General features: G+C 57.6%; 13 protein-coding genes. 5 read left to right on the top strand and 8 right to left on the bottom strand.

Features of this window, described 5'->3' with window-relative positions:
• Window positions 1-102: 102 nt before the first annotated feature.
• Window positions 103-597 carry a leucine-responsive transcriptional regulator Lrp gene (lrp, locus tag RT197_RS07335; RefSeq protein WP_000228473.1) on the bottom strand — a complete coding sequence of 165 codons (495 nt, stop codon included), beginning with the start codon at window positions 595-597 and terminating at the stop codon, window positions 103-105.
• A gap of 549 nt (window positions 598-1,146) precedes the next feature.
• Between lrp and trxB the strand changes: the two genes are divergently transcribed.
• The 5 genes from trxB to infA all read left to right on the top strand — a co-directional run bounded on the left by trxB (window position 1,147) and on the right by infA (window position 6,943).
• Complete coding sequence (gene trxB, locus RT197_RS07330; protein WP_312948801.1) at window positions 1,147-2,112, top strand: thioredoxin-disulfide reductase; 966 nt, start codon at window positions 1,147-1,149, stop codon at window positions 2,110-2,112.
• Between the two features lie 113 nt (window positions 2,113-2,225).
• Window positions 2,226-3,992: a heme ABC transporter permease/ATP-binding protein CydD gene (gene cydD, locus RT197_RS07325; RefSeq protein WP_312948799.1), complete on the top strand. Its 1,767-nt coding sequence runs from the start codon at window positions 2,226-2,228 to the stop codon at window positions 3,990-3,992.
• A complete protein-coding gene (cydC, locus tag RT197_RS07320) occupies window positions 3,993-5,714 on the top strand; it encodes a heme ABC transporter ATP-binding protein/permease CydC (RefSeq protein WP_312948797.1) in 1,722 nt (573 codons plus the stop codon).
• 43 nt (window positions 5,715-5,757) lie between these two features.
• On the top strand, window positions 5,758-6,462 hold the full coding sequence (aat, locus tag RT197_RS07315) for a leucyl/phenylalanyl-tRNA--protein transferase (RefSeq protein WP_312948796.1): 705 nt from the start codon (window positions 5,758-5,760) through the stop codon (window positions 6,460-6,462).
• A 262-nt stretch (window positions 6,463-6,724) separates the two neighbouring features.
• Entirely contained in the window at window positions 6,725-6,943 is a 219-nt protein-coding gene (gene infA, locus RT197_RS07310) for a translation initiation factor IF-1 (RefSeq protein ID WP_001040187.1), read from the top strand.
• Window positions 6,944-7,176: 233 nt separating this feature from the next.
• On the opposite strand, the gene RT197_RS07305 is transcribed toward infA, so the two are convergent.
• Genes RT197_RS07305 through RT197_RS07275 form a run of 7 tightly spaced genes read right to left on the bottom strand, consistent with a single transcriptional unit; the run spans window position 7,177 to window position 13,630 of the window.
• A complete protein-coding gene (locus tag RT197_RS07305) occupies window positions 7,177-8,403 on the bottom strand; it encodes a Zn-dependent hydrolase (protein ID WP_312948786.1) in 1,227 nt (408 codons plus the stop codon).
• The gene (locus RT197_RS07300; RefSeq protein WP_312948784.1) at window positions 8,400-8,882 is read right to left on the bottom strand and encodes an L-2-amino-thiazoline-4-carboxylic acid hydrolase; all 483 of its coding nucleotides are present in this window, start codon (window positions 8,880-8,882) and stop codon (window positions 8,400-8,402) included. The genes RT197_RS07305 and RT197_RS07300 overlap by 4 nt, the downstream gene beginning before the upstream one ends.
• 17 nt (window positions 8,883-8,899) lie before the next feature.
• Window positions 8,900-10,057 (bottom strand): branched-chain amino acid ABC transporter substrate-binding protein, encoded by a 1,158-nt coding sequence (locus tag RT197_RS07295; protein ID WP_312948782.1) that lies wholly within the window; start codon window positions 10,055-10,057, stop codon window positions 8,900-8,902.
• Between the two features lie 25 nt (window positions 10,058-10,082).
• Window positions 10,083-10,805 (bottom strand): ABC transporter ATP-binding protein, encoded by a 723-nt coding sequence (locus RT197_RS07290; protein WP_312948780.1) that lies wholly within the window; start codon window positions 10,803-10,805, stop codon window positions 10,083-10,085.
• Window positions 10,798-11,565 (bottom strand): ABC transporter ATP-binding protein, encoded by a 768-nt coding sequence (locus tag RT197_RS07285; RefSeq protein WP_312948778.1) that lies wholly within the window; start codon window positions 11,563-11,565, stop codon window positions 10,798-10,800. The genes RT197_RS07290 and RT197_RS07285 overlap by 8 nt, the downstream gene beginning before the upstream one ends.
• Window positions 11,562-12,671, bottom strand: a complete 1,110-nt coding sequence (locus RT197_RS07280; RefSeq protein WP_312948776.1) for an ABC transporter permease subunit — start codon at window positions 12,669-12,671, stop codon at window positions 11,562-11,564. Before RT197_RS07280 ends, RT197_RS07285 begins: the two co-directional genes overlap by 4 nt.
• A gap of 8 nt (window positions 12,672-12,679) precedes the next feature.
• On the bottom strand, window positions 12,680-13,630 hold the full coding sequence (locus RT197_RS07275; protein ID WP_312948774.1) for a branched-chain amino acid ABC transporter permease: 951 nt from the start codon (window positions 13,628-13,630) through the stop codon (window positions 12,680-12,682).
• Window positions 13,631-13,704 lie beyond the last annotated feature (74 nt).

Below are 13,704 nucleotides of genomic sequence, written 5' to 3'. Positions count from 1 at the left end.
CTTGATGCTAAACGGACAACAGTGCCGGGTCTCCCCGGCACTGTTGCTGTATGGATTAACAGGAGTGTAATCAAATTCCGCTGATTTTGCACCTGTTCCGTATTAGCGCGTCTTAATAACCAGACGATTACTCTGTTTCACCTCTTCCATCACCACGTAGGTGCGGGTGTCGTTGACGCCCGGCAGGCGTAACAGGGTTTCGCCCAGTAATTTGCGATACGCTGACATGTCCGGTACGCGGGTCTTCAACAGGTAGTCGAAATCACCGGAAACCAAATGACACTCTTGAATTTCTTCAAGTTTTTGTACTGCGGTATTGAATTGCTCAAAAACATCTGGTGCGCCACGATTCAGAGTAATCTCAACAAAGACCAGAAGCGATGCATCCAGATAGTGCGGGTTCAATAGTGCCGTATAGCCCTGAATAAAACCCTGTCTTTCCAGGCGACGAACGCGCTCAAGGCACGGCGTCGGAGAAAGTCCCACTCGTTTAGAGAGCTCGACGTTGGAAATACGCCCGTCTTTCTGCAATTCGTTCAGAATATTGCGATCGATGCGGTCGAGATCTTTGCCTGGGCGCTTTTTGCTATCTACCATTATTATTGTCTCTCTGTATTCCTTCCCTACTCCTGTCTTGACCCCGTGCACTTCACTGTTCGGGGTCTTCGCCCATCGTTAACGTGCCGCGAGTAATAAAAGCGCGGAACCTAACCCAGGGTATGCGGTGAGAAGACCGTTGCCGACAGGCAGCCAACGACATCGCGTATGGCGTCTGTCCACACCATGCGTTGATTTCGTTAGCCCGGTTCAAAACGACCGTAGCGTGCTGAAAATACCCTCCACACGTAATACGGTTTTTTTTCTTCCTCGAATGTTTTCGCAAATGCACAGGGGATTGTCAAAGCAAAACATCGTTTTTTAGTACAACATGCCGGATATTCATCATCCAGCTGCGGTGATCCTCATGTAATCCTCTTATAACTGGCCGGTTTTCAGTAGAAATAATTATGTTTGCCACTTACAAACGCGGCAATCCATTGCTCTGTTCTATTGCACATATCGTTAACAAAATTGCTACGCCCTTTTTTTACGCCGCTAAATTCCCTACAATCTCGCCCAATGTCTGCCAACAATTATGGGGATCTCATGGGCACGGCGAAACACAGTAAGCTGTTAATTCTGGGCTCTGGACCTGCGGGATACACCGCTGCCGTCTATGCTGCACGCGCAAACCTGCATCCGGTACTGATTACCGGAATGGAAAAAGGCGGTCAGTTGACCACCACGACGGAAGTCGAAAACTGGCCGGGCGACCCGAACGATCTGACCGGGCCGCTGCTAATGGAACGTATGCATGAACATGCGACCAAATTCGAAACGGAAATCCTTTTCGATCATATTCACACCGTCGATCTGCAAAATCGCCCGTTTCGTCTGACCGGCGACAGCGGAGAGTACACTTGCGACGCGCTAATCATCGCTACTGGCGCGTCGGCGCGTTACCTCGGTCTGCCGTCTGAAGAAGCGTATAAAGGCCGCGGCGTTTCTGCCTGTGCTACCTGTGACGGCTTCTTCTACCGGAATCAGAAGGTCGCGGTGATTGGCGGCGGCAATACCGCCGTTGAAGAAGCGCTTTATCTGGCGAACATCGCCTCTGAAGTGCATCTGATCCACCGTCGCGATAGCTTCCGCGCGGAAAAAATTCTTATCAAACGCCTGATGGATAAAGTGGAAAGCGGCAATATCATCCTGCATACCCATCGCACGCTGGAAGAGGTGACCGGCGATCAGATGGGCGTGAGCGGCCTGCGCCTGCGCGACACGCAGAGCGATAACATCGAGACGCTGGATGTTGCCGGTTTGTTTGTCGCTATTGGTCACAGCCCGAATACCGCTATTTTTGAAGGCCAACTGGCGCTGGAGAACGGCTATATCAAAGTGCAGTCAGGCATTCATGGCAATGCCACCCAGACCAGCATCCCCGGCGTATTTGCTGCGGGTGACGTGATGGATCATATCTACCGTCAGGCGATTACGTCAGCAGGAACAGGCTGTATGGCCGCGCTGGACGCCGAACGTTATCTCGACGGTCTGGCTGAAAATAACAAATAATCTTTACAAGACAGTAACAAAGGTAAATAAGGCGACTATAGGTCGCCTTTATTTTTGCCCCGTTGTAACATTGCCGTGCCTGAAATCCTGATAATTCACCTGCTAAGCACGTAATGAATAAAACTCGTCAACAAGAGCTGACCCGCTGGTTAAAACAGCAAAGTGTGATTTCCCGCCGCTGGCTGATGATTTCCCGTCTGCTGGGACTGGTGAGCGGCCTGTTAATTGTCGCCCAGGCATGGAGCCTGGCGCATATTCTTCAGCATATGATTATGGACAACATCCCGCGTGAAGCCCTGCTCCTGCCGTTCGTTCTGCTGGTGCTGGTGTTTGTGCTGCGCGCGTGGGTCATCTGGCTGCGTGAGAAAGTGGGGTTCCACGCGGGGCAGCATATTCGCTTCGCGATACGTCGCCAGGTGCTGGATCGCCTGCAACAGGCGGGTCCGGCGTGGATCCAGGGCAAGCCCGCCGGAAGCTGGGCCACGCTTATCCTCGAACAAATCGACGACATGCATGATTACTATGCCCGCTATTTGCCGCAGATGGCGCTGGCGACCTTTGTTCCGCTGCTGATTGTGATCGCCATCTTCCCCTCAAACTGGGCTGCGGCGCTGATTTTACTCGGCACCGCGCCGCTCATTCCGCTGTTTATGGCGCTGGTGGGCATGGGCGCGGCCGACGCTAACCGACGCAATTTCCAGGCGCTGGCGCGGCTGAGCGGGCATTTTCTGGATCGCCTGCGCGGGATGGAGACTCTGCGGGTATTTGGTCGCGGTGAAGCTGAAACGGAAAATATCCGCCAGGCCTCACAGGATTTTCGTCAGCGCACGATGGATGTTTTACGGCTGGCGTTTCTCTCCTCCGGGGTGCTGGAATTTTTTGCGTCTCTCTCCATTGCGCTGGTGGCGGTCTATTTCGGCTTTTCCTATCTTGGCGAACTGAATTTTGGTCATTACGGCGCAGGCGTGACGCTGGCCGCCGGTTTTCTGGCGCTGATCCTCGCCCCTGAATTCTTCCAGCCGCTGCGCGATCTCGGCACCTATTATCATGCCAAAGCGCAGGCGGTCGGGGCTGCCGACAGCCTGAAAACGTTTCTTGAAACGCCGCTGGCATATCCGCAACGGGGTGAAAGCCAGTTGAATACCCAGCAGCCCGTCGCCATTACCGCTCGCGATGTCATCATCAAGTCGCCGGAAGGAAAAGTGCTGGCCGGGCCGCTGAATTTCACCCTTGCAGCTGGTCAGCGGGTGGTGCTGGTCGGTCAGAGCGGTTCAGGAAAAAGTTCGCTGCTGAATACGCTTTCCGGGTTTCTGCCTTATGACGGTTCGCTGTGTATCAATGACGTTGAGCTGCGTGAACTCGATCCCGATAGCTGGCGACAGCATCTGAGCTGGGTCGGGCAAAATCCGCAGCTTCCGGCGGCGACCCTGCGTGAAAATGTCCTGCTGGCAAATCCTGACGCCAGCGAGGCGCAGTTGCAGTCCGCGCTGGATCGGGCATGGGTCAGTGAATTTGTCAGCCTGCTCCCGCAGGGACTGGATACGCCGCTGGGCGATCATGCCGGGCGTCTGTCGCAAGGCCAGGCCCAGCGCGTTGCCGTGGCGCGCGCGCTGCTCAACCCCTGCCAGCTTCTGCTGCTTGATGAGCCTTCCGCCAGCCTTGACGCACACAGCGAGCAGCGCGTCATGCAGGCGCTGAACGCGGCTTCGCGTCAGCAATCCACTTTAATGGTGACCCACCAGCTTGAAGATTTGGCCGACTGGGACGCTATCTGGGTGATGCAGGACGGGCTGATCGTCGAACAGGGGAGCTGGCGCGAACTGGCTGACGCCAACGGAGCCTTCACCAGCCTGCTGATGCACCGCCAGGAGGACATTTAAATGCGCGAACTGCTACCTTATCTGGCGCTGTACAAACGGCATAAAGGACTGTTAACGCTGGGCGTGATCCTGGCTATCGTCACGCTGCTGGCGAGTATCGGCCTGCTGACCCTGTCCGGGTGGTTTTTATCTGCTTCGGCGGTGGTCGGTTTCGCCGGAGCCTACAGCTTTAACTATATGCTGCCCGCCGCCGGGGTGCGCGGGGCGGCGATTATCCGCACCGCCGGACGTTATTTCGAACGTGTGGTCAGCCATGACGCCACGTTTCGCGTTCTTCAGCATCTGCGCGTTTACACCTTCAGCAAGGTGCTGCCGCTCTCCCCTGCCGGGTTGGCGCGTTTTCGCCAGGGTGAACTGCTCAACCGCCTGGTGGCGGATGTCGACACCCTCGATCACCTTTATTTACGCGTGATTTCTCCGCTGGTCGGCGCACTGATGGTGATCGTTGTCGTCACCTGCGGTCTGAGCCTGCTTGATGCGACGCTGGCCCTGACGCTGGGCGGGATCATGCTGCTCACCCTGCTGCTGCTGCCGCCGCTATTTTATCGCGCGGGGAAGCCCACCGGTGAGAGTCTGACGCATCTGCGCGGACACTATCGCCAGCAGATCACCGCCTGGCTACAGGGCCAGGCCGAACTGTCGCTGTTTAACGCCAGCGATCGCTATCGCCAGCAGATGGAACAGACCGAACTGGCCTGGCACGATGCCCAGCGTCGGCAGTCTGAGCTTACCGCGCTTTCACAGGCATTGATGATGCTGATCGGCGGCATTGCGGTGGTGGTCATGCTGTGGATGGCTTCGGGCGGGGTCGGTGATAACGCTCAGCCTGGTGCGCTGATCGCCCTTTTTGTTTTCTGCGCCCTCGCAGCGTTTGAAGCGTTAGCCCCGGTCACGGGCGCATTCCAGCACCTCGGACAGGTGATGGCCTCGGCCCGGCGAGTGACGCAAGTTATCGAGCAGCCACCGGAAGTCGTTTTTCCGCAGACCGCCGCTGCCGCACCCGCTACGGTCACGCTGGATCTACGCGATATTACCTTCACCTATCCGCAGCAGGCACAGCCCGCGCTGAATGGCATCAACCTCAGCGTGGCAACGGGTGAGCATATCGCCCTTCTCGGTCGCACCGGCTGCGGGAAATCAACCCTGCTGCAACTGCTGACTCGCGCCTGGGACCCACAGCGCGGCGAACTTCTGCTGAACGGCGCACCGATTAGCGGAATGGATGAAATGGCCCTGCGACGCACCATCAGCATGGTACCGCAGCGCGTTCATCTGTTCAGCGCCACGTTGCGTGATAACCTGCGGCTTGCCGCTCCCCAGGCCAGCGATGAACAGCTTGCCGCCGTCCTGACCCGGACCGGGCTGGAAAAACTGCTCGCCGATGACGGCTTAAATGGCTGGCTGGGCGAAGGCGGACGTCAGCTTTCCGGTGGCGAACTGCGCCGCCTGGCCATTGCCCGCGCGTTATTACACGACGCGCCGCTGTTATTGCTTGATGAACCCACAGAAGGGCTGGATGCGACCACCGAAAGCCAAATCCTTGATCTGCTGGAAGAAGTGGCGCAACAAAAAACGCTGCTGATGGTCACCCATCGCTTGCGCGGGCTGGCGCGTTTCGACCGCATAATAGTGATGGACAACGGGCAAATTATTGAGCATGGTAATCACGCAGAACTGCTGGCGAATAAGGGGCGGTATTACCAGTTCAGGCAGCGCCTGTAGGCTATGATTAAGCGTTTCGTTTTTGTGGTGGAGTGGTAGTCACATGCGCCTGGTTCAGCTTTCCCGACACTCAATGGCGTTCCCTTCCCCGGAGGGAGCGCTGCGCGAACCCAATGGGTTACTGGCTTTAGGGGGCGATCTCAGTCCGGCGCGCCTGTTAATGGCCTATCAGCAGGGCATTTTTCCATGGTTTTCGCCCGGCGATCCAATTTTATGGTGGTCGCCCGATCCGCGCGCGGTGCTGTGGCCTGAGGCGTTTCACCTCAGCCGCAGCATGAAACGCTTCCACCAGCGCTCGCCTTACCGGGTTACCCTCAACCAGGCTTTTGATCGGGTTATTGAGGGCTGCGCAGAGCAACGCGATGAAGGCACCTGGATCACCCGGGAGATTATTCGCGCCTACCAACGCCTGCACGAAATGGGCCACGCCCACTCTATTGAAGTCTGGCGCGGCGACGAGCTGGTGGGCGGCATGTACGGCGTCTGCCAGGGCGCGCTGTTTTGCGGCGAATCGATGTTCAGCCGTGCAGAAAATGCGTCGAAAACCGCGCTGCTGGTTTTCTGCGCCGAGTTCACCCGTCAGGGCGGAAAGCTCATTGATTGTCAGGTATTAAACAGCCATACCGCCTCGCTCGGTGCGGTTGAAATCCCCCGGCGCAACTATCTGGAATCCCTCAGTAAGCTTCTGCCACTGCCACTGGCAGAAGGTTGCTGGCATCCGCGCACGTTATTTACGCCCGAAAGGTAAATGTTTTCGGCACAATCTTTGTCAGGGTGTTATAATTGTCGCGCCAGGTAGCTTTTGCCCGTTGCCCCGCCACCGTTTGGGAACAGTAAACACCCTCGTCACCCTTTACGTTTGCGCTTGTCGTACGGCGAAGCCGTGTGATACAGGGCAATGAGCCAAAACTACTTTTTGCGTTTTATGCGCACAAAACTTTACTTAATTGATGAACTTCGGCATTATCTTGCCGGTTCAAAACAATGGTAGTGATACCCCCGAGGACTAGATGGCCAAAGAAGACAATATCGAAATGCAGGGTACCGTTCTTGAAACGCTGCCTAATACTATGTTCCGCGTAGAACTGGAAAACGGTCACGTGGTCACTGCGCATATCTCCGGTAAAATGCGTAAAAACTACATCCGCATTCTGACGGGCGACAAAGTGACTGTAGAACTGACCCCGTACGACCTGAGCAAAGGCCGCATTGTCTTCCGTAGTCGCTGATTGTTTTCACGCCACGTAATGGCGTACAGATACCGAAGGGCCGGGATATTTCCCGGCCTTTTTTGTTGCTGACGAATAAACAGCGATAGTTATCGATTCGGATAACCGAGGTCAGGTGCTTTATTGTGATGCAGCTTAATGACGCTGTTATCCAATCGCGAGCGTCTGTTATCCGGTATTATTCATCGCCAGAATGCGGACACTGGTTAAATAACCCGCAATAAACACTTCCTTTATATTTCCCCGGCGGCGCTGAGCAGCGCGTGAAGTAAAACGTTCGCCCCTTTTTCAGACCAGCGCGGGAGAATATTTTCTGCCTCGTTATGGCTGATGCCTTTTTCGCAGGGGATGAAAATCATGCTCGCCGGGGCAATCGCGTTCAGGTAGCAGGTGTCATGTCCCGCACCGGAAACCATCGGTCGCCAGGCGTAGCCTAACTGACTCGCCGCCTGTTCAACGCGCCTGATGCAGCCAGGATCGAAAGCGATGGGCGCATAGTCAAAAATCCGTTCAACCTTCACTTCCAGCCCGCGTTCGCGGAGATCGGCCACCGCAGCATGGAGATCTTTTTCCATCGCCTCCAGCGCGGCAGATTGCGGGTGACGGAACTCCACGCTGCAAACCACCTCGCCCGGCACCACGTTGCGCGAATTGGGGCTGTTTTGTACCATTCCCGTCGTCGCCCGGCCATCGGGAATATGGCGAATGCCAATTTCTTCCACCCCCAGCGCCAGACGGGCAAAGCCGGTCAGGGCGTCGCGGCGGCTGCGCATTGGCGTAGTTCCGGCGTGAGCGGCAAAACCTTTCAGGGTGACGGTATACCAGCGCTGGCCCATCGCGGAGCGCACCACGCCGATATCAATCCCCTCTTCTTCCAGAATCGGCCCCTGCTCAATATGCACTTCATAGCACGCATGGAGCGGAATCGACCGCGCCGGACGGCTGCCCCGGTAGCCGATAGCCTGCAACGCCTCATCAACGCTCATCCCGTCGCTGTCGGTGCGTGACAGCGCGAACGCCTCGCTAAAGTGCCCCGTCCAGACGCCGGAGGCCAGCATCGCCGGGGCAAAGCGCGCGCCTTCTTCATTGGTCCAGTTGACCAGCAGAATATCGCGCTCGGTGTCAATCTGACGATCGTTGAGGGTGCGCAGAACTTCCAGTCCGGCCAGCACGCCATAAATGCCATCGTAGCGTCCGCCGAGCGGCTGCGAATCGACGTGCGATCCCATCAGAACCGGGGGTAAATGCGACTGCCTGCCGGGACGACGGATAAACATATTCCCCAGCGTGTCCACATCACAATGCAGACCCGCCTGCTGCGCCCAGTCGCGCAGCCGGTCTCTGGCGATGCGGTCTTCGTCACTCAGCGCCAGCCGGGTAACGCCACCGGCAGGCGTCGCGCCGATCTGCGCCATCTCCTCAAGCGTCGCCCACAGCCGGTCGGCGTTGACGGAAATCATGACTTTTCCTTTTTAACGCGGTAGCGAAAATCGCAGCAGCGCGCGCCTTGCATGATAGTGGTCGTACGGGTAAGTTCAACGTCAGGGGCATAGCCGACGATGAACTTTTCATCTCTGGCGCAGGAGAGCAGATGCCCAATCTCTCCCAGCCCCATTTCATGGTACATTTCGGCGTAGCGGCAGCGGGTAACGTCATAGTTATAGTGCTGGTCATCATCGTCAATCACCCGGACGTCCAGCGCGTTATCCTTTTCCCATAAATATTGCAGTGCGACAAAGCTGCGCAAATCTGCGCCGTTCGGCTCCTGTCTGGCAAACTCCGCTCCCGCATCGACAGCCGCCTGCTCAATGGCTTCGCCAATAATCGCCTGGGCGCGATCTTTTCCCAGATCGCGCACCAGAATGTCATAAATCGGTTTAATAATTTCAGCTTCAATTTTACGGCGGGCAAGAATGCCCAGCTCGTTATTATCACTCATCACATTGCCTCACGACGTTACTTCGCAGCCGTTCCGCCCAGCACGGTTTGCGGCTGCCATTTGCCATCCACCACTTTGTAAACGGTGAATGATGGCGTTTTCAGGTTGCCTTCTTTATCAAAGGCGATGGGACCCGTCACACCGGAATAGTTAATGGCTCGCAGGGCAGGCAGATAGTCAGACGGCTCCACCGAATTGGCTTTTTCCATGGCGGCGACCAGCACGCGGGTGGCGTCATAAGCAAACGGCGCATGCAGTTCAATATGAGTGTGGTAGCGGGACTGATAAGCCTGCTCGAATCCTTTCCCGCCCGGCATTTGATCGACCGGCAGGCCAGGCTCCAGCGCGACAACGCCGTTGCCTTCTTTCTGCGCCAGTTGCAGGAAGGTCTGGCTGACGAAGCCGCCTGCGCCCATCAGCGTGGCGTTAATACCGAGCTGTTTAATGCGGCGGGCCAGCGGTGCGGCCTGGCTGTCAACGCCGCCAAAGAAAATCAGGTCGACGTTTTTGCTGCGGATCGCGGTCAGCACGGCGCTGAAATCGACGGTTTTGTCATCCACATACTGGCGGTCGACGATTTTAACTCCCTGACCTTCGACGGATTTAATAAACTCATCCGCCAGCCCCTGACCAAAGGCGGTGCGATCGTCAATCACCGCAATGCGTTTGGCTTTCAGGGTCTGTAATGCATATTGCCCGGCAAACTGACCGCCGTCGTCGTCATGCCCCATCACGCGGAAACTGGTATCAAAACCCTGGCGCGTATAAGCGTGCCCGGTGGCGACCGGTGCGACCTGCGCAATACCGGCATCGTGATAGATGCGCGCGGCCGGGATGCTGGTGCCGGTATTCCAGTGACCCACCACCCCTGCCACGCCGCTATCAACCAGACGCTGCGCCACGGCGACGGCGGTACGCGGATCGGACTGATCGTCCTCGGATTGCAGCTTAAAGGTGACGGCTTTGCCACCGATGACCGGATGCTGCTTGTTGATATCGTCAATCGCCAGCTGCGCCCCGTTCTCCAGATCTTTACCGATACGCGCCGAGGGTCCGGTGAGCGGACCGGCAAGCCCGATAGTGACGGTTTCACTTTCCTGCGCCGACGCGGATGTGGCGGCGAAGTTAGCGAGCAGAATGGCGGCGCTGAGCGCACTGATCGTTATTTTTTTCATGGTGTTTCCCTGGTGTTGGTTGCTGTTAAACGGGCACTTCGCCCAGATAAATTTGCGCAATGCTGTCATCGGCAAGCAGTGCGCGAGAGTCGCCGTGGTGAACGATACTGCCGCTGTCCATCACCCAGGCGTTATCCGTCACCTCCAGCGCCAGGCGGGCGTTTTGCTCAATCAATAACAGACTGACGCCGCGCTCGCGCAGGGTGGCAATAAGATTAAAAATATTCTCGACCATCAGCGGGGCGAGTCCCATTGAGGGTTCGTCGAGGATCAGCAGTCGCGGGCGACTCAACAGCGCGCGGTTGAGCGCCAGTAGCTGTTGCTCGCCGCCGGAAAGCAGCCCGGCAAGCTGATGCTGCCGTTCACCCAGCCGGGGAAAACGGGCGAAAATATCGTCGATTTCGCGCCTGACGGCCGGGGCATCCCGGCGCAGCCAGGCTCCCATTTGCAGATTCTCCATCACCGTCATGCGGGCAAAAATCCCCCGACCTTCCGGCACCATGACCAGCCCGGCACGCAGCAGATCTTCCGGTTTCTGTTTCGCCATTGAGCGCCCGGCAAACACCCGTTCTCCGCCACAGGGTTGCAGGCCGGTAATCGCCCGCACCGTTGAGCTTTTTCCCGCGCCGTTGGCCCCGATCAGCGTCGCCTGCTCACCTTCATGGAGCACAAAAGAGACCTCGCGCACCGCCTGAATACCGCCGTAGTGAACGCTAAGCCCGGAAACACGCAGTAAAGGTTCAGCCATGTTTGTGTCCTCCCAGCCAGGCGGCAATCACCGCCGGATCGCGCCTGACGTTTTCCGGGGTGCCGGTCGCAATTACCCGGCCGTAATCCAGCACCGTTAGACGGTCGCAGATCCCCATCACCAGCTTGACGTCGTGTTCAATCATCAGCAGCGTTTTCCCGTCATCGCGAATGCGCTTCAGCAGTTCGCCAAGCGCCACTTTTTCGGCGGCGTTCATCCCGGCAGCGGGTTCATCAAGCGCCAGCAGCAGCGGTTCGCTGGCTAACGCGCGGGCAATTTCCAGCCTGCGCTGATGGCCGTAAGCCAGATCGCAGGCGCGGTAGCTGGCGAACCGGGCGATGCCGGTATATTCCAGCCAGTGCCAGGCGAGTTCGCGGGTTTTCGCCTCTTCCTGACGTGCGCGCTTATGCCGCGTCAGCGACGCCCACAGGCCATTGCGGGTGCGGACGTGACGCCCCACCATGACGTTTTCCAGCACCGACATTTCGTTAAACAGGCGCACGTTCTGAAAAGTGCGGGCTACCCCCGCGCGGGTCACTTTTTCCACATTTCGCGGCGAATACGGCACGTCATTGAGTAAAAAAGTGCCGCTGTCCGCCGGATAAAGCCCGGTGATCAGGTTGAAACAGGTAGTTTTGCCCGCCCCATTAGGGCCGATCAGGCCGTAAATCTCGCCGGGCTGAATGCCCAGTGACACGTTATCGACGGCCTGAACGCCGCCAAAGCGCTTGCTCATGCTATCAATGGTCAACAGATTCATTTCTGCACCTCCCGGTGACGGACCGGCCAGATCCCGGCGGGACGCAGCAGCATGACCAGTACCAGCGCCAGCCCGTAGAACAGCTGACGCAGGATTTCCGGGTCAATCAGTACGCTGCCAAAGAGCGCCTGCTGGACGGGTGCCGCCTGGCTGCGCAGCAGTTCCGGCAGCGCCGTTAACAGCACGGCACCGAGGATCACGCCGGGGATATGCCCCATCCCGCCCAGTACCACCATCGCCAGCACGGCAATCGACTCCTGTAAGGTGAACGATTCCGGGGAGACAAATCCCTGGAAGGCGGCAAACAGCGCGCCCGCAACGCCACCGAAGGAGGCGCCCATCGCGAAAGCCAGCAGCTTGTAGTTACGCACGTTGATGCCCATGGCGCGCGCCACGTCCTCATCTTCACGAATCGCGTGCCATGCGCGACCCAGGCGCGAGTGCTGCAAACGCAGGCAGACAATAATGATCGCGACAATCAGCAGCACCAGCAGGTAGTACCACAGCCACAGCGAAGGGATTTTCATCCCGAACCAGTGCTGTACGCCGCTGAACTTCACGCCAAAAAGCGAGAGCGTGTCGATCCCGGAAATACCTTTCGCGCCGTTGGTAATGTTGACCGGGCGGTCGAGGTTACGCATCAGAATGCGGATGATTTCGCCAAAGCCGAGGGTCACGATAGCCAGATAATCACCGCGCAGTTTGAGGGTGGGCGCGCCCAGCAAAATCCCGCACACCGCCGCCAGCAGCGCGGCGGCAGGGACAATCAGCCAGTATGAAAAATGCAGGCCGTCAGGAAACCAGGCCTGAAGCAGCGGAAAGGCTTCCAGTAAATGCGGAGATGCCAGCAGCGCCGCCAGATAAGCCCCCACCGCATAAAACGCGATAAAGCCCATGTCCAGCAGGCCGGTGAAACCGACCACGATATTCAGCCCCAGCGCGAGCATGATATACAGCAGCGCGAAGTCGATGACCCGCACCCAATAGTTGCCGCCAAGCTGCCCGGCCACCACCGGTGCGAGGATCACGGCGAGGGTAAAGAGTACCAGGCCGGCCCACGGGCGGCGTGACGATGGCGCAGCGGCCTGTAATGTTGGCGTTGTCATATCGTCTCCTATGCCCTGTGCGCCACGCGCTCGCCAAGAATGCCCGCCGGGCGGAAGACCAGCACCAGAATGAGGACAATGAACGCGAAGACGTCCTGATAATTACTGCCGAAAACGCCGCCGGTCAGTTCGCCCAGATACCCCGCGCCCAGCGCTTCAATAACCCCAAGCAGGATCCCACCCAGCATGGCACCGCGAATATTGCCGATCCCGCCGAGCACCGCCGCCGTAAACGCTTTAATCCCCGGCAGAAATCCCATCGAAAATCCGGCGTTGCCGTAGTTGCTGGCCATCATCACCCCTGCCAGCGCGGCGAATACGCCGCCAATGGCGAAAGTCAGGGTGATAATGCCGTTCGGGCTGACGCCCATCAGACTGGCAACTTTTGGGTTCTCCGCCACTGCGCGCATTCCGCGCCCCAGCCGGGTAAATTCGACCAGCACCCACAGGCCGAGCATGACCAACAGCGCCAGACCAATCGTAACCATGCCGGTCACGGTAATGATGGCGGGCGGGTGCGCGTCGCTACCCTGAGTAATGGCAATCGGCTCCATAGACAGGATTTGCGGAAACATCAGCGGGTTGCGGGTCCAGATAATCATCGCCACCGTTTGCAGCAGGACAGAAACACCGATGCCGGAAATGAGCGGTGCCAGCCGCGGCGCGTTGCGCAGGCGGCGGTAGGCAAAGCGTTCGGTCGCCATCGCCAGCAGCGCGCAAACCGCCATCGCCATCATCAACGCGAGGCCGAGACGCACCAGCGCTGGCAGCGCGGGAAAATGGCTCTCCAGCATATTCATCGCCGACAAAGTGGTCAGCGCGCCGACCATCAGGATATCGCCATGAGCGAAGTTGATGATGCGCAGAATGCCGTACACCATGGTGTAGCCCAGCGCAATCAGCGCATAGATGCTCCCCAACATAATGCCATTGATTAATTGTTGTATTAGTGTGTCCAAAACGTACCCGACAAAGTGCTCAATGTTGAGGTACATTCCAACAATTGAATTAAATTGTGAAATACGGAGATATT

The sequence above is a fragment of the Superficieibacter sp. genome (genome assembly GCF_032071645.1).
Taxonomy (GTDB): domain Bacteria; phylum Pseudomonadota; class Gammaproteobacteria; order Enterobacterales; family Enterobacteriaceae; genus Superficieibacter.
This window is presented reverse-complemented; position numbering and strand designations above follow the sequence as displayed.

Coding starts and splice junctions, on each gene's coding strand:
- lrp (WP_000228473.1), bottom strand. CDS start 597: ATGGTAGATAGCAAAAAGCGCCCAGGCAAAGATCTCGACCGCATCGAT.
- trxB (WP_312948801.1), top strand. CDS start 1,147: ATGGGCACGGCGAAACACAGTAAGCTGTTAATTCTGGGCTCTGGACCT.
- cydD (WP_312948799.1), top strand. CDS start 2,226: ATGAATAAAACTCGTCAACAAGAGCTGACCCGCTGGTTAAAACAGCAA.
- cydC (WP_312948797.1), top strand. CDS start 3,993: ATGCGCGAACTGCTACCTTATCTGGCGCTGTACAAACGGCATAAAGGA.
- aat (WP_312948796.1), top strand. CDS start 5,758: ATGCGCCTGGTTCAGCTTTCCCGACACTCAATGGCGTTCCCTTCCCCG.
- infA (WP_001040187.1), top strand. CDS start 6,725: ATGGCCAAAGAAGACAATATCGAAATGCAGGGTACCGTTCTTGAAACG.
- RT197_RS07305 (WP_312948786.1), bottom strand. CDS start 8,403: ATGATTTCCGTCAACGCCGACCGGCTGTGGGCGACGCTTGAGGAGATG.
- RT197_RS07300 (WP_312948784.1), bottom strand. CDS start 8,882: ATGAGTGATAATAACGAGCTGGGCATTCTTGCCCGCCGTAAAATTGAA.
- RT197_RS07295 (WP_312948782.1), bottom strand. CDS start 10,057: ATGAAAAAAATAACGATCAGTGCGCTCAGCGCCGCCATTCTGCTCGCT.
- RT197_RS07290 (WP_312948780.1), bottom strand. CDS start 10,805: ATGGCTGAACCTTTACTGCGTGTTTCCGGGCTTAGCGTTCACTACGGC.
- RT197_RS07285 (WP_312948778.1), bottom strand. CDS start 11,565: ATGAATCTGTTGACCATTGATAGCATGAGCAAGCGCTTTGGCGGCGTT.
- RT197_RS07280 (WP_312948776.1), bottom strand. CDS start 12,671: ATGACAACGCCAACATTACAGGCCGCTGCGCCATCGTCACGCCGCCCG.